The organism is Flavobacterium tegetincola DSM 22377, assembly GCF_000425485.1.
Lineage (GTDB): Bacteria > Bacteroidota > Bacteroidia > Flavobacteriales > Flavobacteriaceae > Flavobacterium > Flavobacterium tegetincola.
In genome coordinates this window covers 83,787-104,176 of the sequence record NZ_AUDN01000022.1, presented here as the reverse complement: position 1 = coordinate 104,176, position 20,390 = coordinate 83,787, and the positions used below count along the sequence as shown (strand labels likewise).

General features: G+C 34.9%; 16 protein-coding genes and 1 tRNA gene. 8 read left to right on the top strand and 9 right to left on the bottom strand.

What is annotated here, in order from left to right:
- Positions 1–278: 278 nt before the first annotated feature.
- A tRNA-Gln gene (locus H602_RS0105860) sits at positions 279–349 on the bottom strand.
- Between the two features lie 149 nt (positions 350–498).
- On the opposite strand from H602_RS0105860, the gene H602_RS0105855 reads away from it, so the two are divergent.
- Positions 499–3,702, top strand: a complete 3,204-nt coding sequence (locus tag H602_RS0105855) for a glycosyltransferase family 117 protein (RefSeq protein ID WP_026977178.1) — start codon at positions 499–501, stop codon at positions 3,700–3,702.
- 81 nt (positions 3,703–3,783) lie between these two features.
- Positions 3,784–4,449 carry a polysaccharide deacetylase family protein gene (locus H602_RS0105850; RefSeq protein WP_026977177.1) on the top strand — a complete coding sequence of 222 codons (666 nt, stop codon included), beginning with the start codon at positions 3,784–3,786 and terminating at the stop codon, positions 4,447–4,449.
- Here H602_RS0105850 and H602_RS0105845 read toward each other — a convergent pair.
- The 4 genes from H602_RS0105845 to H602_RS0105830 all read right to left on the bottom strand — a co-directional run bounded on the left by H602_RS0105845 (position 4,421) and on the right by H602_RS0105830 (position 9,841).
- Positions 4,421–4,720 (bottom strand): thioredoxin family protein, encoded by a 300-nt coding sequence (locus tag H602_RS0105845; RefSeq protein ID WP_026977176.1) that lies wholly within the window; start codon positions 4,718–4,720, stop codon positions 4,421–4,423. The two genes, H602_RS0105850 and H602_RS0105845, sit on opposite strands and share 29 nt — an antisense overlap.
- A 53-nt stretch (positions 4,721–4,773) precedes the next feature.
- Positions 4,774–6,006 (bottom strand): metallophosphoesterase, encoded by a 1,233-nt coding sequence (locus H602_RS0105840; RefSeq protein ID WP_026977175.1) that lies wholly within the window; start codon positions 6,004–6,006, stop codon positions 4,774–4,776.
- Positions 6,007–6,093: 87 nt separating this feature from the next.
- Positions 6,094–6,840 (bottom strand): LytR/AlgR family response regulator transcription factor, encoded by a 747-nt coding sequence (locus tag H602_RS0105835; RefSeq protein WP_026977174.1) that lies wholly within the window; start codon positions 6,838–6,840, stop codon positions 6,094–6,096.
- Positions 6,841–6,922: 82 nt separating this feature from the next.
- On the bottom strand, positions 6,923–9,841 hold the full coding sequence (locus H602_RS0105830) for a sensor histidine kinase (RefSeq protein WP_084404213.1): 2,919 nt from the start codon (positions 9,839–9,841) through the stop codon (positions 6,923–6,925).
- Between the two features lie 182 nt (positions 9,842–10,023).
- On the opposite strand from H602_RS0105830, the gene polA reads away from it, so the two are divergent.
- Positions 10,024–12,843 (top strand): DNA polymerase I, encoded by a 2,820-nt coding sequence (polA, locus tag H602_RS18230; RefSeq protein ID WP_035759009.1) that lies wholly within the window; start codon positions 10,024–10,026, stop codon positions 12,841–12,843.
- Between the two features lie 64 nt (positions 12,844–12,907).
- Here polA and H602_RS0105810 read toward each other — a convergent pair whose 3' ends face one another.
- The 4 genes from H602_RS0105810 to H602_RS0105795 form a co-directional block, all read right to left on the bottom strand.
- Positions 12,908–13,642: a hypothetical protein gene (locus H602_RS0105810; RefSeq protein ID WP_035759006.1), complete on the bottom strand. Its 735-nt coding sequence runs from the start codon at positions 13,640–13,642 to the stop codon at positions 12,908–12,910.
- A 220-nt stretch (positions 13,643–13,862) separates the two neighbouring features.
- Positions 13,863–14,633: a T9SS type A sorting domain-containing protein gene (locus H602_RS0105805; RefSeq protein ID WP_026977171.1), complete on the bottom strand. Its 771-nt coding sequence runs from the start codon at positions 14,631–14,633 to the stop codon at positions 13,863–13,865.
- Between the two features lie 2 nt (positions 14,634–14,635).
- Entirely contained in the window at positions 14,636–15,169 is a 534-nt protein-coding gene (locus H602_RS0105800; RefSeq protein ID WP_035759003.1) for an ankyrin repeat domain-containing protein, read from the bottom strand.
- A 261-nt stretch (positions 15,170–15,430) separates the two neighbouring features.
- Complete coding sequence (locus H602_RS0105795) at positions 15,431–16,456, bottom strand: LacI family DNA-binding transcriptional regulator (protein ID WP_026977169.1); 1,026 nt, start codon at positions 16,454–16,456, stop codon at positions 15,431–15,433.
- 460 nt (positions 16,457–16,916) lie between these two features.
- Here H602_RS0105795 and rplM point away from each other — a divergent pair, with 460 nt between their 5' ends.
- From rplM to H602_RS0105770, 5 genes are all read left to right on the top strand, one after another.
- A complete protein-coding gene (rplM, locus tag H602_RS0105790; protein WP_026977168.1) occupies positions 16,917–17,372 on the top strand; it encodes a 50S ribosomal protein L13 in 456 nt (151 codons plus the stop codon).
- A complete protein-coding gene (rpsI, locus tag H602_RS0105785) occupies positions 17,372–17,758 on the top strand; it encodes a 30S ribosomal protein S9 (RefSeq protein WP_022826472.1) in 387 nt (128 codons plus the stop codon). Before rplM ends, rpsI begins: the two co-directional genes overlap by 1 nt.
- Before the next feature lie 164 nt (positions 17,759–17,922).
- On the top strand, positions 17,923–18,753 hold the full coding sequence (gene rpsB / locus H602_RS0105780; RefSeq protein ID WP_026977167.1) for a 30S ribosomal protein S2: 831 nt from the start codon (positions 17,923–17,925) through the stop codon (positions 18,751–18,753).
- Between the two features lie 104 nt (positions 18,754–18,857).
- Positions 18,858–19,820, top strand: coding sequence for a translation elongation factor Ts (gene tsf / locus H602_RS0105775; protein WP_026977166.1), 963 nt, complete (start codon positions 18,858–18,860; stop codon positions 19,818–19,820).
- A 328-nt stretch (positions 19,821–20,148) separates the two neighbouring features.
- Entirely contained in the window at positions 20,149–20,370 is a 222-nt protein-coding gene (locus tag H602_RS0105770; protein ID WP_026977165.1) for a hypothetical protein, read from the top strand.
- Positions 20,371–20,390 lie beyond the last annotated feature (20 nt).

The window sequence follows — 20,390 nt, the reverse complement described above, 5'->3', positions numbered from 1 at the left end:
AATATAACTAAAGTACACCTTTGAACATTATTGGGATATTTATGCGCACTAACATTACTCCTACTTTTTCTCCTTTAAATGTGAAGCCATCCATGATATTTTTTATTAGACCTTTAAGATCTAAGTTGACCTGAACGAATTGCAATCCGACAAAAAACCTACTTCAACTGTGCGTAAATAATTTAAAAATACAGCGCTTTCAAATAAGTCAGAAAATAATGAACAAAAAAAAAGTCTATAATCAGTTGAATTTTCAACATCTTATAGACTTTTAAAAGTTGGTCTACTAGGACTCGAACCTAGAAAGACTGCACCAAAAACAGTTGTGTTACCATTACACCATAGACCAGCTTGCTTATTGCGAGTGCAAATTTAGCACAAAAAAGCAATCAACCAAACTTTTTAGCAAAAAAAATTAAAAATTTATTTTTACCATTTCCTTAAGCAAAAAAACATTTTCTTTGTAACTGAAATTTTAAACCTAAATCGTACGACATTATGACGGCATTTAACTTCAAAAAGTGGAACACAATAATGGGTTGGCTTGCATTTGCCATTGCTCTTGTAACCTACTCATTAACTGTAGAACCCACTTTAAGCTTTTGGGATTGTGGAGAATACATTTCAACAGCAGCCAAATTAGAAGTAGGACATCCTCCAGGAGCACCTTTATTTCAAATGATTGGCGCGTTCTTTGCGATGTTTGCATTAGACAAATCTCAAGTAGCATTGATGGTTAATATGATGTCGGTTTTTTCTAGCGCCTTTACGATACTGTTTATGTTTTGGTCGACGTCGATGTTATTAAAAAAACTCATTTCTCAATTTTCTACGGTTGACAAGGACAATTCCATTGCCATTTTAGGGAGTTCTTTTGTCGCATCTTTAGCCTTTACTTTTTCAGATAGCTTCTGGTATAATGCTGTAGAAGCAGAAGTTTATGCAATGGCTTCATTGTTTATAGCTGCATTATTTTGGCTTGGATTACGTTGGGAACAAGATATGGACAAACCAAAAGGAAACCGCTGGTTGCTTATCATCTCATTAGTAATCGGACTTTCGTTCGGTGTTCACTTTATGGCGTTGCTAACCATTCCTTCCATTGGCTTTTTGTATTATTTTAAGCATTACAAAACCATTACTGTAAAGAATTTTATTATTGCCAATATCGTTGTAGTGTTTATCTTGCTATTTATATTCAAGTTATTACTACCTCTGACAATGGGGTTTTTCGGAGAAACCGAAGTCTTTATGGTTAATAATATTGGTTTGCCCTTTGATTCGGGAACCATTTTTGTAACCGTTTTGTTAATTGCCTTTTTCTATTATGGACTAAACTATACCCGAAAAAACAATCAAATAAAATTAAATACGTTGCTTTTAAGCATTCTGTTTATTTTAATTGGCTTTTCTACTTGGATGATGCTACCCATTCGCGCAAATGCAAATGTTGTTATTAATGAAAATAGACCTTCGGATGCTCGTGAAGTTTTAGCCTATTACAATAGAGAACAATACGGTGTAAATCCTTTGTTTTACGGACCACAATTTACTGATATATATGCAGGTTTAGATGCTGAAAATCCATATTTAGACAAAGCCCCAAATTACGAAAGAAACTATAAATCAGGCAAATATGAAATTGTAAACAATTACAAAAATGCTGTTCAAAATAGTGACGACAATCAAAAATCTATTTTGCCTAGAATGTGGAGTCCCGATCATGCTGCAAATTATATGAGTTTTACCAAACCCGTAAAGTTTAGATTGAATCCAGAATACGCACAAGAAAAACAACTGGTTCAGATTGTAAATGAGTTTACTGGCGCTTACAATCAAGGTCAGATTGACATGGACGGTTATAATAAATTTCTAAAAGCGTACAGCGAATATCTTATTATCGAAAAACCTTCGATGGGAGACAATTTAAGCTTCATGGTTGAGTATCAATTTGGATACATGTACATGCGCTACTTATTATGGAACTTTGCCGGAAGACAAAGTGACAATCAAGGAAAGTATGACAATATGGACGGAAATTGGATGACGGGTATCAAAATATTTGACGAAAGTCGATTGGGATCGCAAAGCAACCTTCCATCCGATATTGAGAATAATAAAGGTCGCAACCTGTATTATGCACTTCCATTTCTTCTTGGACTATTGGGATTAATTTACCACGCAAATAAAGACTTAAAGAGTTTCTACGTACTATTAGTTCTATTTCTATTTACTGGACTAATCCTTAAAATTTATTTGAACGAACGACCTTTTGAACCGCGTGAGCGAGATTATGCCTTGGTTGGTTCATTCTACATCTTTGCCATATGGATTGGATTTGGTGTTTACGCGTTATATGAGACCGTCAAAAATTGGCTACAGCCCAAAATTGCTGGTCCAATAGTAATTGCACTATCACTTCTTGCGGCACCTGTTTTAATGGCATCAGAAAACTGGGACGATCACGACCGTTCTGGAAAATACACTGCCTTGGCAATGGCAAAAGCCTATTTGAGTTCTTGTGAACCCAATGCCATCTTGTTTACCATTGGAGATAACGATACGTTCCCGCTTTGGTATGCTCAAGAAATTGAAGAGTTTAGAACAGACGTTCGAATTGTAAACACAAGTTTGTTTATGACCGATTGGTATATTGATCAAATGAAAGCAAAAGCCTATGAATCCGAGCCTTTACCAATATCCTTTTCTCACAATCAATATGTGGGCGATAAATTGGATTACACTATTCATAAACCATTGACAGAAGAACGTTGGGATTTAAAAGCATTTATTAAATTCATTGCTGATGACGACCCAAGAACAATTCTTTCATCGGAAACGGGTCAGAAAATCCACTTTTTCCCTACCAATAAATTGCGAATTCCAGTAAATAAGGAAACTATTATCGCAAACAAGGTAGTATCACCTCAGTTTCATGACTCCATTGTTCCTTACATCGATTTGGATATAAAAGGTCAGGCATTGTACAAAAATCGATTAATGATGTTGGACATTGTAGCCAATAATAATTGGAAACGCCCTATTTACTTCACTGGAGGAAGTTTTGGCGATGACGACTACCTATGGATGAAAGATTATCTGCAATTGGATGGAATGGTCTATAAATTAGTTCCAGTTAAGAATGCACTATCTGAAGCACCAAGTCCATTAGATATGGGACAGATTGATTCTGATAAAATGTATGACATTGTAATGAAATGGGATTGGGGAAATAGCGGAAGCAGTACGATTTACCACGATACAGAAACCCGCAAAAACAGCATTACCTACCGTACCAATCTTGCTCGATTGATGGAGCAGTTGATTAACGAAGGTAAAAATGAAAAAGCAAAAAAAGTGATAGATTTAGCAATGCAAAAGATGCCATTGGAGTATTTTGGTTATTACACTATGCTAGAACCGTTTGCAGCTGGATATTACGAGTTAGGCGAAAAAGAAAAGGCGAGAAAAATATTGACACAATTGATTGGTAAATACCAAGAGAATCTAAAATATTATAATACTTTGAAAGCCAACGAGCAAATGGACTTATACATTGAAATCGTTACTGATATTGAACGCTACAGAGATTTACTTTCTGTAATGAAAGACAGAGGTGATGCAGCATTTTATGAGCAAAATAAATCTTCATTTAACACCTATAACAAAATGTTCTCCCGATTTAAAAGGGACAATGAATAAACCCATTTTTTAGTATATTTATAAAAGCAGCACTGGCAACGGTAGCTGCTTTTTTTTATCTTTACAAAAACGCTAAGTACGATGAAATTCTATTGGATAAAGACGCATTGGCTGGTTAAGACCCTTTTTTCCGGATTTACCTGGTCTTTTGCTACTTCCGAAAAAGTGGTTTACTTGACCTTTGATGATGGACCTATTCCTGAAATAACCGATTGGACTTTAGCTATTTTAGCAAAATACAATGCTAAAGCAACATTCTTCTGTATTGGAGAGAATATTCAGCAACATCCAGAATTATTTAAAAGTGTACAGAAGGCGGGACACTCCATTGGCAACCATACGTACAACCATATGAATGGCTGGCATACCACAAACGATGTGTACCAACTAAATATAGAAATGTGTGCGGATGTAATAAGAGAATTGAGCCCGAATAGTGCGGAGAAACAAAAGCTTTTTCGTCCGCCTTACGGCAAATTGACTTGGAAACAATACAAGTTTCTCAAGGAAAAAAATTACAAAGTAATCATGTGGGATATTCTGAGTGCTGATTTTGACACCAACATTTCTCCAGAAAAGTGTGCAGAAAATGTATTGAAAAACATTCAACCTGGAAGCATCATCATTTTCCACGACAGCATCAAAGCGTCCAGAAACCTGAAACATGTATTGCCTCAAACTCTAGCCTACTTGCAAGAAAATGGATATAAGATGAAAGCTATTGAACTTGCTCCTGAACCAAAGTAATGATAGAATTTGCATCTAATTCGCCGGCTTGACGCCAAACCATTTGCCCTGACTTATAAATCATCAATGTAGGAACTCCTTTAATTCGCAACGCATCGGCGAGTTCTTGGTTTTTATCCACATCAATTTTTATAACCTTAGCTTTATCGCCTAAAGCAGCGGCAACATCACGAATTACTTCATGCATGGCAATGGATTGCTCATTCCACTCGGTATAGAAATCGATTAAAACGGGGATCTCTGCGTTAATTAATTCTCCAAATTTTGACATAAAACTGAAAATTTACTTTAGTGTACAATTACAAATGTACTGTTTTTAACGAATTATGCGACACTTGCGCCTTTTTTTAGTTCAAGAACTGTTATTTCGGGCATAATTCCTACTCTACCGGGATAAGCATGGAAGCCAAAACCACGATTTACATAGACATAACGACCTACATTTTCATATAAACCGGCCCATTGTTTGTATACATATTGAACAGGACTCCATTTAAAAAATCCTGGAATTTCAATACCAAATTGCATGCCATGCGTATGACCTGCAAGTGTCAACTGAAAATGTTTTTCATCTTCTTTTACTTGATATTCCCAATGTGAAGGATCGTGACTCATCAAGATTTTAAAATCCTGAGCCGTTAAACCTTCAGAAGCTTTGCGCAAATCCCCAGCTTGTTTGAAATTTTTGCCCCAATTCTCCACACCAACTAATGCTATGCGTTGGTTGTCTTTTTCAATAAAAGTATGCTCGTTAAGTAATAACTTAAAATCAATTTGCTGATGTAAATCTTTAATTGCTTCAAAATTATCGTCTTTCTGCTTTTTAGAAGGCCATGTTATGTATTCGCCATAATCATGATTCCCCAAGACCGAATATTTACCAAATTCAGGCGTACGAATTCCTTTAAAGGTCTCAATCCATGGATCCATTTCAGTTGCATGAGTATTGACAATATCTCCCGTAAATAAAATTAAATCGGTTTCTTGCTGATTGATTAAGTCAATTGCATACTGTATTTTTTCAGGATTGTCAAAGCTTCCGCTGTGGATATCAGAAATCTGAGTTACCTTAAATCCATCAAAGGCATCTGGTAGATCTGGAAAAAATACTTGCTGCTTGATTACTTTAAAATTATATTTCCCTTCAAAAATACCATAAATCAAGGACGCAAATGGAATTGCAGCAACTACTAAGGCAATCTGACTGACAAATTTCCTACGATCTGGCAAGTAACTGCCCGAATTATCATACTCAACAAAATAATTGGTAATTCCACGAATGATTCTGAATAAATCCTCACCAAACATAATAATCATCAAGAACATTTTGGGCACATAGACAATCAGAAGCAACCCGAAGGTAAAAAGCGATTGCTTATTTTGTCCAACAGTTCGGTCAAATTGCGAGAGCGACCAAATAAAATAAATGACAAGGGCAGCACTTAAAATTTCATATGCCACCAAGATCCACCTGGTTTTTATCAAGGTTTTAAAAGCTTGAAAAGCATAAATTTCTATAAAAGCAACAATGATAATGAAGAATATCCAACGAAACATTTGATTCTATTTTTAGCAAAAGAACAAATTAACACTCTTCAACTTTTATTAATTACGAAAAATTTAACGACTGAAGAAAGCTGAAACCTAAAGTTTAAAATCTTCAAACTTCTTATAAAGACCATTTTTTCGCTCAGCCGAAATTGAAAGTGTATCACCATTTTCCATAATCACCATGCCACCGTCTTGCTTTAAAATCTTTTGGATTCGACATAAATTCACAATATGACTGCGATGAATGCGTAGAAAATTACCCATTGCTTCAAGCCGTTCAAAGTCCGAAATTTTCTTTGCAACGGTAATTCGATGTCGGTCTGTGGTATAGAAATGCGTGTACGAGCCGTCTGCCTTCAAATAAAGAATGTTGTGCAACTCCAAAAAGGTAATTCCATCTCCGGTATTTAAAGCCACCTTTTTATCAAGCGGACTTTCCATATTGGTTTGGAGCGTTTTTAGTTTTTCCAAATCATTATCATTATCCATAATTACTTTATGCAGCGCTTTTTCAAGTGCGTCAATACGAACAGGTTTTAAGATGTAGCCTACAGCCGAAAGTTCAAAGGCATTTATGGCATATTCGCTAAAGGCGGTTACAAAAATGATTTTAAAATTAATCTGACTTTCGTCAAAAAACTTTAGCAATTCCAAACCAGAGTATCCTGGCATCGAAATGTCGAGAAAAACCAAATCCGGCTTACACTGATGAATAGCCGTTACCGCTGAAGGCACATCCTTACTTTCTGCGACAATTATAATATTTGGAAAGTTTTCCTCTAAAATTCCTCGCAAGGAAAGTCGTGCATTTAATTCGTCGTCTACGATAATAGCTTTCATACAGGTTTTGGCTTTAAGTGTGCTTTTAAGTGTACTATATTACGAATAATTTAAGAGAAACCTCTGATAAAATTTATATTTTTTACTTATTTACATTCGGAATATAGATCTTAATTCGTGTTCCCGAGGAATCGTCCGTACTTGTTTTTTTATCAATTATTTCAATATCTATAGTGATTTCAGCAATTTTACTGATCAACTTTACCCTATTGTCGATCGCTTTTGTGGCAAATGAGATGTGTTTTTTAATTTTCTGATTGATAATCTCTGAAGCTTTCCTACCAATTCCATTGTCATCAATAGTAAAACACCACACGTCTTCCAACAATTCCACCCGGATGTCCAACATTTTATGTCCCATTTTATGCATCAATCCATGCTTAATCGCGTTTTCTACAAAGGGTTGAATGATCATTGACGGGATAGTATAATTACTCAAGTCGATGTTTTCTGGAAACGCAATATTGTATTCAAAATCGTCTTCAAAACGTGCTTTCTCTAAAGAAACGTAGAGATCAATGGTTTCAAATTCCTTCTCAATTGTGACCTCATTTTTATCTGACGTGTCTAAAATTTTGCGCATCAAATCTGAAAATTTTCCAAGGTAATCACTAGCTTTACTTTTTTGATTGCTATAAATCAATCCCTGAACTGCATTCAAAACATTAAAAATAAAATGCGGATTCATTTGAGCACGTAATGCCGTCAATTGAGATAAAGCCAACTGTTCCTTTAATTCCTCACTACGTCGCGTTTTTACTTCCGTCCAACGGTAAATTAGATACATCAATGCCAAAATGAATACTACGGAAACGGTTTGAAACCAAATGCGTAGCCAAAAAGGTTTTCCGATTTCAAATTCAATCTCTTGTATCGGTGTGTATCGTTCGCCAATCTTGATGTTGATTTGAAATTTATATTCACCTGGCTTGAGCGCCAGAAAATTAATGTTTTTAGCGGATGAAGAAGAATTGTACCACTTGTCTTCCAAGCCTTTTAAACGATATCGGTACTTATAATTTCCTAAACTTTTATAGTGAATAGTATTGAACTTGATGTTAATGTTGTTCTCGTCAAAATCTAAGATCCGATGTTTTTTTACATTTACCTCTTTATTGTTTACCAAAAAATGAGTAAAACTAAAATTTGGAAGTACAACTTGCTCTAAAATTGATTTGTCAAAATAGAATATACCTTTATTTGTAGCGATGGCAACAATCTGCTGCAACACTGCTACGTCATTGATAGTAACACCTTTAAGACACAAGTTGAGCTGCGCATTTTTTATCCGATTTGTTTTGCCATCATAGTAATCTAAACCTGATTCAGTAACAACCCACAAACGATCGCCTTCTTTGACAATTCGCCGACAGTAATTGTCCGAAAGACCATTTTTATTGGATAAATGTGTAACGATTTTCTTGTCTTTTAGCAGAAAAACACCCCGCTGAGAAGTGGCTACCCAAACCGATCCATCCTCATTTACAAGCATGTCCGCTGCAATGATGGCTTCATTATTATTGGTTCTAATTTCTGTTTCGTTTCCCTTTAAATCATAGACAAATAATCCATCAATAAATCCGTAATAATATTCCTGATCCAAAGGTTGGTATAAAACAGATTTTGATCGCTTATTTCTAAATACAATGGTTTGAGTGTTTTTGGTTCCGTACCTTATGACCTTATATTTATTATTCTTATTTGGAAAATCAGGCAGACCTGTCAAACTTTTAGGAATGATGCCTCCAAAAGAAGGTGCAGCAATTAAAAAGTTCTCACGGGCGTCTTGTTCCAGATATTTCCCAAAATAAACGTCTTTAGCCAATAATTTTGAATTTCCAATTTTAAAAAAGCCGTAATTGGTCAAAAGTGTATCTCCACAGAAGTTAACAAACTCTATTGTATTGTCCCAATTCGTTTCATATTGCATGATGCTTGCTCCTGCAGGTGATATTTCGCTAACTCGACCATCACTAGTTCCTACAAAATAATTGCCATTTGGCCCTTTTTTGACTCGGGTGTAACTCATTTTTTTAGTTGCCGGCACTTGCAGTTCAAACATCTTACGACTCGGCATCATGTACAAACCTTCATCCAAAGTTGAAATCCAATGGTTTCCCTCTAAATCCTGAACAATATCTGTAATCCGACTGTCTCTTAAAAAACCATTTTTAAACGAACGCTTTTCATCGTCATACTGATAAATCCCTTTATTAGTACAAAGCCAAAGATTGTCCTTTGTAGCACTCAATCGGTTCAGGTGCGTTTTATTTATACCGCCAATCTTGAGCGTTATAAATGTATCATCTATGTAACAATTTTTATCTTGGGCTTTAGTACAGTAGGACAATTTGCCCTTATAAATCTCCAAGACTTTTTGATTGTTAATAATAGGTTCTCTCTTGATTAAAATATTATTCCTAAAGACATATAAAAAATAATTTGACGAAACATATAATTTAAGCGATTCTCCATCAAAGACTATGGAGTTGAGGATTTCATCTTTACGTTTACTCACATCGTACAGCGCTGTAAATTTTCCATCCACGTAGTTATATAAAACTGTTGGGGTCAAAATGTATTTAGAGTTACTTGCAATGCAATAATCCACTAAATTATTAGCTGTCTTTCGTAAAAGATTATCGATGTTTTGATCTGCAACCAATTCATCATCATGCAAATAAAACAATTGATTGGCAAAATTTTTACACCATATAATTCCCTTTTTATCTTGCTGAATATTAGTTACGGAACTTCCTAAACTTTCTGGATTTTGAAACTGCTCAAAATGAACGCCGTTGTAGGTCATTAATCCCTTGTCCGTCGCCAAATACAACAGTCCTTCTGTGTCCACAAATAAATCATAAACCACGTCTGAAGTCAGACCTTCCAAAAAAGATAATTTTCGGGTATGTGGCTTCTGACCTAACATATTTTCAGGGATCAGAACGCAAATACTAAGAAATGCAATAAGAAGAAATTGATATAGAAATTGCTTCATGCGAAGTTTTGGTTTTCTAGAAAAATAAAAAAGTTAAAGTTACTTAATTTAACCTTTTAAAAAAGAAGAATTTAAAGTTATGTGAACCAATTCTGCATCCCACTAATAATTCATATTTCTAAAACTCAAATTGGTAGAAAACAACAAAGTTTTGTACATTTGAAATCCATAAAAAACAGATTATGTCAGCTCAAAAACGTTTATTTTTACTAGATGCCTACGCTTTGATTTTTAGAGGGTATTATGCCTTTATCAAAAACCCGAGAATCAACTCCAAAGGAATGGATACGTCTGCCATTATGGGATTCATGAATTCCCTATTGGATGTTATTAAACGAGAAAAACCAGACCATTTAGCCGTTGCTTTTGACAAAGGCGGAAGCCATGTACGCTCCGAAATGTTTGTAGAGTACAAAGCCAATCGCGATGCTACTCCAGAAGCAATTATGTTGGCGCTTCCTTATATACAAGATTTATTACGAGCCATGCACATTCCAATTATTGAAATTGAAGGTTGTGAAGCTGATGATTTAATTGGAACTATTGCCAAACAAGCTGAAAAACAAAACTACCAAGTTTTTATGGTCACGCCCGATAAAGATTTTGCGCAATTGGTTTCTGAAAACATCTTTATGTGGAAACCTGCTCGAATGGGTAATGGAATTGAGATCTGGGGAGTTCCCGAGGTTTTAGCAAAATTTGAAATTGAGCGTCCAGAACAAGTTATTGATTTCTTGGGAATGATGGGTGATGCTGTGGATAATATTCCTGGCTTACCTGGAGTTGGCGAAAAAACAGCAAAAAAATTCCTGAAAGAATACGGTTCTATGGAAAACCTCTTAGAGCACACCCACGAACTAAAAGGCAAGATGAAGGAAAACATTGAAGCCAATAAGGAAAAAGGAATTATGTCTAAGAAATTAGCCACCATAATTACCGATTGTCCCGTTACTTTTGACGAAAAAGATTACGAATTATCTCGCCCAGATATAGAGAAAACCGAAGCTATTTTTCAAGAATTAGAATTTCGACGCATGGCAGATCAATTTGACAGTTTATTTAGAGTAGATCACAATGCGGCTCAAGATGCCAAGTTGTATAAAAAACCTACAGCTAAAACTGACGATCAATTTGATTTATTTGGCGCAAGCACAAATGAAGATGCAGAAGGAAGAATTTCAACCTACACCTCGCTAGAAAACACAGCTCATTCCTATCAAATTATTCAAGGCGATCTGGGAATTAAATTACTGATGCAAAATTTATTGCAACAAAAATCAGTTTGTTTTGATACCGAAACTACGGGTCTTGACGCGCTTCATGCCGAGCTAGTGGGAATTGCATTTTCCTATGAAAAAGGAAAAGGCTTTTACGTTCCGTTTCCAGAAAGTAAAGAAGAGGCACAAGCTTTAATTGAAAAATTACGTCCGTTTTTTGAAGATGATACCATTGAAAAAATTGGTCAAAATTTAAAATATGATTTAAAAATACTGTCTAATTATGATGTGGATGTCAAAGAACCATTATTTGACACGATGATTGCACATTATTTAATTAATCCCGATATGCGTCACGGAATGAATATTCTGTCCGAAACTTATCTGAATTATTCGCCACAGTCTATAGAGGTTTTGCTTGGCAAAAAGGGCAAAAATCAGAAGTCGATGCGGGACATTGATCTTGAAGAAGTAAAAGAATATGCTGTGGAAGATGCCGATGTCACTTTACAACTAAAAGATTTTTTTACAAGCGAATTGGACAAAACGGAAACTAAAACGCTGTTTACCGATATTGAAATTCCTTTGGTAAAAGTCTTAGCTGCGATGGAAACGGAAGGCATCAACCTTGATGTTGACTTTCTAAAAAAGATGTCAGTTGACATGCAAAAAGACATTGATTTATTCGAAAAGCAGATTTACGAAACGGCTGGGGAAAAATTCAATTTGGCTTCGCCGAAACAATTAGGGGAAGTTCTTTTTGACAAATTAAAAATTGGCGGAAGTAAGCAAAAGAAAACAAAGACAGGTCAATATGCGACTGGTGAAGAAGTGCTTTCGTACCTAGCAGATGAACATCAAATTGTGCGTGATATTTTAGAATGGCGTCAAATGGTAAAATTGCAAAGTACCTACATTGATGCTTTGCCAAATCAGGTGGATGTAAAAACAGGTCGCGTACATACGGATTACATGCAAACTGTTGCCGCAACTGGGCGTTTGAGTTCTAACAATCCCAACTTGCAAAACATTCCCATTCGTACAGAAAGAGGTCGGTTGATCCGGAAAGCTTTTATTGCCAGAGATGAAAATTACACATTGCTTTCTGCCGATTATTCTCAAATTGAATTGCGGATTATTGCTGCATTAAGTGGCGAAGAAAATATGATTGCTTCATTTAAAAATGGTGAAGACATTCACAAATCAACGGCTTCAAAAGTATTTAATGTGCCTTTGGAAGAAGTTACGCGTGAACAAAGAAGTCATGCAAAGACCGTAAATTTCGGAATTATTTACGGTGTATCTGCTTTCGGATTGAGCAACCAAACTAATCTTTCACGTGCAGAATCTAAAGAATTAATTGATGCGTATTATGAAAGTTACCCGCGATTAAAAGCCTACATGAATGAGCAAGTGGAAACTGCTAGAGAATTGGGTTATGTACAAACTGTTTTAGGAAGACGTCGTTATTTAAAAGACATCAATTCTCAAAATGCAATGGTTCGAGGTGGTGCAGAACGAAATGCGGTGAATGCTCCAATTCAAGGAAGTGCTGCTGATATTATTAAAATTGCGATGATTAATATCCATAAAAAATTGACTGAAGAAAATTGGAAAAGTAAGATGCTACTTCAAGTACATGATGAACTTGTGTTTGATGTTCATAACTCTGAATTGGAAAAAATTCAACCCATGATTAAGCATGAAATGGAAAACGCTTTTGTCCTTTCGGTTCCTTTAGAAGTAGAAATGGGAAGCGGGAAAAATTGGTTGGAAGCGCATTAAAAGCAAAAAAAAAGCCTTTGAAAATTTATTTAAAGGCTTTTTTAATTGTGATTTTATTGACGACTTATTTATAAGCTTCAAAAATCACCATTACATTTTCGCTTGCAAGTAAAGAATCTACATTAATGCTAAAACCATCTGCGTCAAAAGATGTAAATGCTGCAGAAGTAATTCCGAATGCAACACCGTCTCGATTAGAATATCTTAATCCAATGCAATGCGAATCTGAAGAATAGTTAGAAACTCCATTGATCGAATTTCCACTACCTCCGCCATAGATTACTTGTTGCGTTACGGATCCCGAAAAGCTTAAAGCGTAACCGTTCATAAATCCAAAACTATTGTCTTCTGTAATATCGTTAGGATCCGGATTAGTACTTGAATTATCCGTTTCAACATTTGGATATGCAGTAAAAGTAACTCTTGAAGGCTTAAAAGGAATTCCAGTTATCGAAACATTTCCAGTAGCACTTATAATAAATTCCCCTGAAAAAGTATTGGGATTATTATTCATTAACTGACTCCATTTTGTGCCTTCCCAATAATAAAAACCCGCTGGAGACAATCCTGCTGTTCCTAAGTTGTAAACTAATGTACTTACTACTAAAGCACCGCCTTCAGGGTTAGTAACAGTAACATCGTCTGTTTCGCTCAATAAATTTACTCTAGGCAAAAGCACTCCTTGCGAAGTAGATTTAACATCTAAAGCTCCCTCAGGGGTGATGGTATTAACACCTACTTGCGAAAAAGACTTAACAATGAACAAGAAAAAAACTATCGATACGTAAAAAAATCTCATAATTAAATAATTAAATTAAAAAGCAAAGGTACAAAAAAAAAATATCTTTTTTTTGTACCTTTTTCTGTAAAACTCTTTAAATTAAGAATAGAACTAAAATTAATCACAGCAAAATAGCAAAATTCCCAGCAATTGCTGCAAATAGATTGCACCTGAAAAGTAAATTACAATGGCATTTCCGTGAAATATTTATTTGTTACGGAAAAAATAACCCCTGTATTTAATTTACTAATAGTGTCTTGGTTGCGTTTCCGTATTCTGTTCGCAACACGACCATATAGGAACCGCTAGCTAAATTACTTGTAGTAATTGCATTTGCATTTGAAGTAATAATTTGATTAGCCACTACTTTTCCTAACATATCATAAATCTTTACTGTTGCTTCATTTATGCCGTTTGGCAATGTAATTGAAACAACATCTAAAGCTGGATTTGGGTACATTATAAAACTATTTAATTCAAATTGATCTGCACCTAAAGTTGCATTTGCCACTACCGAACCTCTATTTCCGCCGTGGTACACTAATGTATTACTACTTCCAAACGACCATGCTAAAGTAAGTGCACCTGCATTAAATGGAAAGGTAAAATCTCCAGAAGAAACCCGAGCTCTTGTTGCTACTAACGTTCTAACGCTTCCAGTAACCGTGTTTGCAGTTACGGTCCAGTTTTGTGCAGTAGCGCCACCAGCATCCACCGAAGGTGTTGAAGTATTATTATTAAATGTTCTATCAGTTAAGATATCTGCCCCAATACCAGCAGCTCCTGCATAAATGACGCAATCGCCATTATTAATCATATTACTGACACCAAAACCCAAACCCAAATATCCGGCAGAAGGACCTACAAGTGTCAGCGTAACCAACGTGGATTCCACATCAATTTTTGCCGAATAACCGGTAGTCAACGCCACTGTTCCCGTAGTGTACGATTGCCCAAACGATGCTGTAAAAGCAAGTAAGGCAATAAGTGATAAAGTAATTTTTTTCATAGTTAGTTTGATTTTAGAATTTGTATTAAAGTGTCGTCATCCGCCAGAATTGCATAATCTAATGCCGAATTTCCTCTGTTGTCTTTGATTTCAGAATTTGCCTTTGCTTGAACAAGCATCTTGGATATTTCATGATTTTTAAACATTGCAGCATAAATCAATGCAGTAGTTCCGTTGTTATCTTTTGCTTCAATATCGGCATTCTTGTTTAGTAGTTGTTGTACAATCGAAACGTTATTCTTTACAACAGCCGCTAATAATGGCGTTCCCATAGAATTATTGTAATTAATATCTGCTCCATTGTGAATTAAAAATGCAGCAACTTCTGTGTTTCCACGATAGCAAGCTAATATTAAAGGAGAATACCCAGCATCGTTTATTTCATTAAGAATTTTTGGATTCTGTTTAAAAAGCGCTGTAACTTCAGCCACAGTGCCCGTTCTTGCGATATCAAAAATATTTTTAGAATCCTTCAACTGCGCATTTACTCCAAAAGAAGTAAAAAGCAAAATCGTATAAAAGTAAAATTTTACCATATTAATTTATTATTATTCAACAATTATTCCTTTACAATAACTAAAACACACTTAACAATCGTTATTTTTACACAAAATGTTTCTGATAAATTTCCAATTAAATCATTTTTTCTCGCACAAACAAATGAAAAAATAGCAAAACTAAAAATACAGACGCATTATTTTTGATGAGAATAAACAACTCCCTTATTATAATACGAAAAAAAAAGCCAAACAGTTTTAATCTGTTTGGCAATTATCTATAAATGGAATGCATCTTATTTAATTATTGACTCGAGTGGAACCTCTTTGGCGTAATTCTGTTTTTATAACCGTTGTTTTACTTGACGTTTCTGTATTTCTTGATTCTAGTTTATCAATTAGTAATCGAGTTGCCGTTTCCCCAATTTCAGGACCATGTTGACTTACGGTCGACAAACTTGGCGTTAACCTTCTGGACCAAACACCATCTGCAAATCCAATAATACAAAGATTTTCTGGAATCTTATACCCGTTTTCCAGTCCCAATTTTAACCCAGAAACAGCAGCATGTTCATCAAGTGCAAAAATACCATCAATCTTCTGAGTTGCAAATAACAGTTGTAACTTCTTATCAAAGTCATCTGATGAATCCGTTAGAAGAATAATATCATTATCAACGGCAATTTTATTTTCTTCAAGTGCATTGAAATAGCCTTTGGTACGGAGTTTTCCGACACTCAAATTATCAATTGTAGAAAGTAGTGCAATTTTTTTGCAACCCGAATTAAGCAAATGTTTTGTGGCAGAAAAAGCAGAATCCAAATCATCTACAATTACTTTATCACAATTAACTTTATCCGTAACCCGATCAAACATCACTATAGGAACATCATCGTTGATGCAATCTATAAAATGCTCAAAGTAATTTTGCTTCTGCGACTCTTCCGAGATAGAAAGCAAAAAACCATCCACAGTACCATTACTCAAAAGCTCCATGGCATGAATCTCTTTCTCCAAAGACTCATTAGAAATACAAGTAATAATATGGTAGCCCTTTTCTTCTGCCACTTTTTCAATTCCGGTAAAGACTTTAGCAAAGAACGAATTTAAAATATTAGGCAGAATAACCCCAATGGTTTTGGTTTGCCGATTTTTTAGATTTAGCGCAACAATATTTGGTTTATAATTTTTTAATTTGGCAAATTCTTGAATTTTTGTTTTTGTGGCATCGCTAATTTCAGCACTGTTATTTAACGCTTTTGAAACCGTGGATACCGAAACACCTAATTCTTTGGCAATTTGTTTTAAGGTCGCTTTTTCTTTCATGAACTCAATTTGAAATGTAAAAATAGAAAAAGAATTGCATTCTTCGGTAGTATTTAAACGAATCAATGAAATCAAAAAATGTCCCGAAAAGAATTTAAAAGAAAAAATACACCGTAAACCCAGAATTAAACATAAGCATCTTCGCATTCTTTTCACCATTACATCTACCAATTTTATATAAGTGATTTTCTATGAAAAATGCCTTTTCCTTATTATTTTTAGTAACGATAAATTAGATCTGATTTGATTTATTAGATCGTTTTCCGAACTAAAAAATTATAATCGTCCTAATAATAAATACTGCAAAGAAATAAGCCTCGCTACCGCGTTCATTTTAAAAAAGATAGCATAAAAATTGATAACTCTAAAATTATCTTTTATAGGTATTTGAAATATAAATAATTAATTGTACTTTTGCACTCCCTTTATTGGGGATGGAATGTTTAATTAAAAATATATTATGGACGCATTAAGCTACAAGACAGTATCAGCGAACAAAGCAACAGTCACTAAAGAGTGGATCGTTGTAGATGCTGACGGTCACAACTTAGGACGTCTTGCTTCAAAAGTCGCAATGATTTTAAGAGGTAAGTACAAACCAAGTTACACACCACACGTGGACTGTGGAGATAACGTAATTGTTATCAACTCAGAAAAAATCAACCTTACAGGTAAAAAAATGGATGACAAAATTTACATGCGTCATACAGGTTACCCAGGAGGTCAAAGAACTTTAACGGCTAAAGTATTGCAAGCAAAAAACCCTGCAACTTTGGTGGAAAAAGCAGTAAAAGGAATGTTACCTAAGAACAAATTAGGAGCTGAACTTTTCAGAAATTTAAATGTTGTTGTAGGTTCAGAGCACAAACAAGGCGCTCAAAAACCGAGAACAGTTAACCTTAACGATCTTAAGTAATGGGAGTTATTCACAAAATCGGTAGAAGAAAAACCGCTGTTGCACGTGTTTATGTTTCGGAAGGAACAGGAGTAATCACTGTAAACAAAAAAGCATTCGCAACTTATTTCCCAACAGCTACTTTACAGTACAAAGTTTTACAACCAATGTCTATGACAGAAAACGTTGAAAACTATGATGTAAAAGTAAATGTATACGGAGGTGGTTCAACAGGTCAAGCAGAAGCTGTGAGAATGGCACTTGCAAGAGTTATGTGTGAAGTTGGCGAAGGAAACAGAGCCATCTTGAAACCAGAAGGTTTATTGACAAGAGATCCAAGAATGGTTGAACGTAAGAAATTCGGTCAGAAGAAAGCTCGTAAGAAATTCCAGTTCTCTAAACGTTAATATTACCGTCTTGTATATTTGGTACAAGACACCGTTTATTTATTATTTAAACAAGATTTGTTGTTCCTGTCGAGGCAGGAATTAGTTTAGCATCTAAATGAAGCCTAAAGCGAAAGCCCAAAGGAACATTGCTAATTCAACAGAACGTAAACTATCACATTAAAATGGCAAACAAAGTAGAAGTTAAAGACTTACTAGAAGCAGGTGTTCACTTTGGACACATGACTAGAAAATGGGATCCGAACATGGCTCCTTACATTTATATGGAACGTAATGGAATTCACATTATCAATCTATATAAAACAGCAGCAAAAATCGAAGAGGCTGCCGATGCAATGCAAAAAATTGCAGCTTCAGGTAGAAAAATCTTATTCGTAGCTACAAAAAAACAAGCAAAAGATATCGTAGCTGAAAAAGCTGCAGCAGCAAACATGCCGTACATCACTGAAAGATGGCCTGGTGGAATGTTGACTAACTTTGTAACTATCCGTAAAGCTGTTAAAAAAATGGCTACTATTGATAGAATGAAGAAAGACGGTACTTTCATGACTTTATCTAAAAAAGAACGTTTACAAGTAGATCGTCTACGTGCAAAATTAGAAAAGAATTTAGGTTCTATTTCTGATATGTCAAGACTTCCTGCTGCATTGTTCGTAGTAGATATTAAAGCAGAACACATCGCAATTAAAGAAGCTCAAAAATTAAACATTCCAGTTTTCGCAATGGTGGATACAAATTCTGACCCAAGAGAGGTTGATTATGTAATCCCATCTAACGATGATGCTTCTAAATCAATCGACAAGATTTTGACTTTAGTAACGAATGCTGTTATCGAAGGAAATGCAAATAGAACTTCTGATAAAGACGAACAAGCAGATGGAGAGAATGACAAACCAGCTGCAAAAGTAGCTCCTGCAAAAGCGGAAGCAGCCGAAACTCCTGCTCCAGTTGCTGCAGCAGAAACTGCAACGGAAGAAGTGAAAACTGAAGAGTAAATCTCAATAAATTCCAATATTAAAATTCCAAATTCCAAAATATATTTTTTTATATCAATTGGGATTTGGAATTTTTGAATTATAAATTTTAAAAAATAAAAAATATGGCAACAATTACTGCTGCAGACGTAAATAAATTAAGACAAGCTACAGGTGCTGGAATGATGGACTGTAAAAAAGCGTTAGTTGAAGCTGACGGAAATTTTGACGAAGCAATCCAAAACTTAAGAAAAAAAGGACAAAAAGTTGCCGAAAACCGTTCTGATCGTGAGTCAACTGAAGGTGCTGCTGTTTGTTTCATCAATGCAGACAAAACAAGAGGAGCTATCATCACTTTAAACTGTGAAACTGATTTCGTAGGTAAAAACGAATCTTTCGTAACTTTAGCTAAAGAATTAGTTGAAAAAGCAATCAATTTTGATACTAAAGAAGCATTTTTAGCTTCTGAATTTAACGGTATGACTGTTGCTGAAAAATTAATTGAGCAAACAGGTGTTATTGGAGAAAAAATTGAAATCGGTGGTTTTGAAATTTTAGAAGGTGCTTACGTTGGAACTTACGTTCACGTAAACAAAATTGCTGCTTTAACAGCAATCTCTTCTGCAATTGATAACGCAGAAGCTTTTACTAAAGATATTTCTATGCAAATTGCCTCTATGGGAGCTACTACATTATCTTACAAAGATTTTGACGCTGCTTTTGTTGCATCTGAAACAGACGCTCGTATTGCAATCATTGAAAAAGAAAACGAAGAAGCATTACGTTTAGGTAAAACATTGAAAAATGTACCTAAATACATCTCTTACCACCAATTATCTGACGAAGTTTTAAAACAAGCGGAAGAAGATGCTAAAGCAGAATTGAAAGCAGAAGGTAAACCAGAACAAATTTGGGACAAAATTATCCCAGGTAAAATGGAGCGTTTTATCTCTGACAACACTACTTTAGATCAAGAAAAAGCATTACTTGACCAAAACTTTATCAAAGACGATAGTAAAAAAGTAGGCGCTTACGTTAAAGAACACAACGTTGAAATCACTGGTTTCAAACGTGTAGCTTTAGGATAAATTCCTTTTGAAAATTAATAAAATAGATTCCTTCATCCGAAGGAATTTGAAATCCCGATTCACTGAATCGGGATTTTTTTTGACTTATACATTTTCCTCCTGCATTCGTTTCAGCATCTAAACCATTTTAAGAAGCTGAAATAAATTCAGCTTGACAAATCAGGCAAGTCAGGATTTCTATTGCAATATCCTGCAATTCTCAGATCTACATATTTTCAGTTACAATCCGTCAAATAAAATTAAATTTTTTGTACCTTGAACTGTGATAATTTTTTATCTATTGAGAAAACGGATTACTGCTGCAGACTAACTATAAAACTTCAAGGTTATGATTAAATTTTGGACATTCGGAATATTGATTTTCATAGTTATAACAATCATCTTGGCAGAATTTACTTTAAAACATTACCGAGAAAAAACTGGAGAAAAAATGTGGAAATTATGGAATGGCAGATCAACTTATTGGCGCCTTTTATCATTAACAAGCTTTGGAATAACAGTAGGAATTATGCTTTTTCTCCATTGGACAGGACTTATTGCTATACAATAATTTAACTAAACCAAAAGAAA

Coding starts and splice junctions, on each gene's coding strand:
- H602_RS0105855 (WP_026977178.1), top strand. CDS start 499: ATGACGGCATTTAACTTCAAAAAGTGGAACACAATAATGGGTTGGCTT.
- H602_RS0105850 (WP_026977177.1), top strand. CDS start 3,784: ATGAAATTCTATTGGATAAAGACGCATTGGCTGGTTAAGACCCTTTTT.
- H602_RS0105845 (WP_026977176.1), bottom strand. CDS start 4,720: ATGTCAAAATTTGGAGAATTAATTAACGCAGAGATCCCCGTTTTAATC.
- H602_RS0105840 (WP_026977175.1), bottom strand. CDS start 6,006: ATGTTTCGTTGGATATTCTTCATTATCATTGTTGCTTTTATAGAAATT.
- H602_RS0105835 (WP_026977174.1), bottom strand. CDS start 6,840: ATGAAAGCTATTATCGTAGACGACGAATTAAATGCACGACTTTCCTTG.
- H602_RS0105830 (WP_084404213.1), bottom strand. CDS start 9,841: ATGAAGCAATTTCTATATCAATTTCTTCTTATTGCATTTCTTAGTATT.
- polA (WP_035759009.1), top strand. CDS start 10,024: ATGTCAGCTCAAAAACGTTTATTTTTACTAGATGCCTACGCTTTGATT.
- H602_RS0105810 (WP_035759006.1), bottom strand. CDS start 13,642: ATGAGATTTTTTTACGTATCGATAGTTTTTTTCTTGTTCATTGTTAAG.
- H602_RS0105805 (WP_026977171.1), bottom strand. CDS start 14,633: ATGAAAAAAATTACTTTATCACTTATTGCCTTACTTGCTTTTACAGCA.
- H602_RS0105800 (WP_035759003.1), bottom strand. CDS start 15,169: ATGGTAAAATTTTACTTTTATACGATTTTGCTTTTTACTTCTTTTGGA.
- H602_RS0105795 (WP_026977169.1), bottom strand. CDS start 16,456: ATGAAAGAAAAAGCGACCTTAAAACAAATTGCCAAAGAATTAGGTGTT.
- rplM (WP_026977168.1), top strand. CDS start 16,917: ATGGACGCATTAAGCTACAAGACAGTATCAGCGAACAAAGCAACAGTC.
- rpsI (WP_022826472.1), top strand. CDS start 17,372: ATGGGAGTTATTCACAAAATCGGTAGAAGAAAAACCGCTGTTGCACGT.
- rpsB (WP_026977167.1), top strand. CDS start 17,923: ATGGCAAACAAAGTAGAAGTTAAAGACTTACTAGAAGCAGGTGTTCAC.
- tsf (WP_026977166.1), top strand. CDS start 18,858: ATGGCAACAATTACTGCTGCAGACGTAAATAAATTAAGACAAGCTACA.
- H602_RS0105770 (WP_026977165.1), top strand. CDS start 20,149: ATGATTAAATTTTGGACATTCGGAATATTGATTTTCATAGTTATAACA.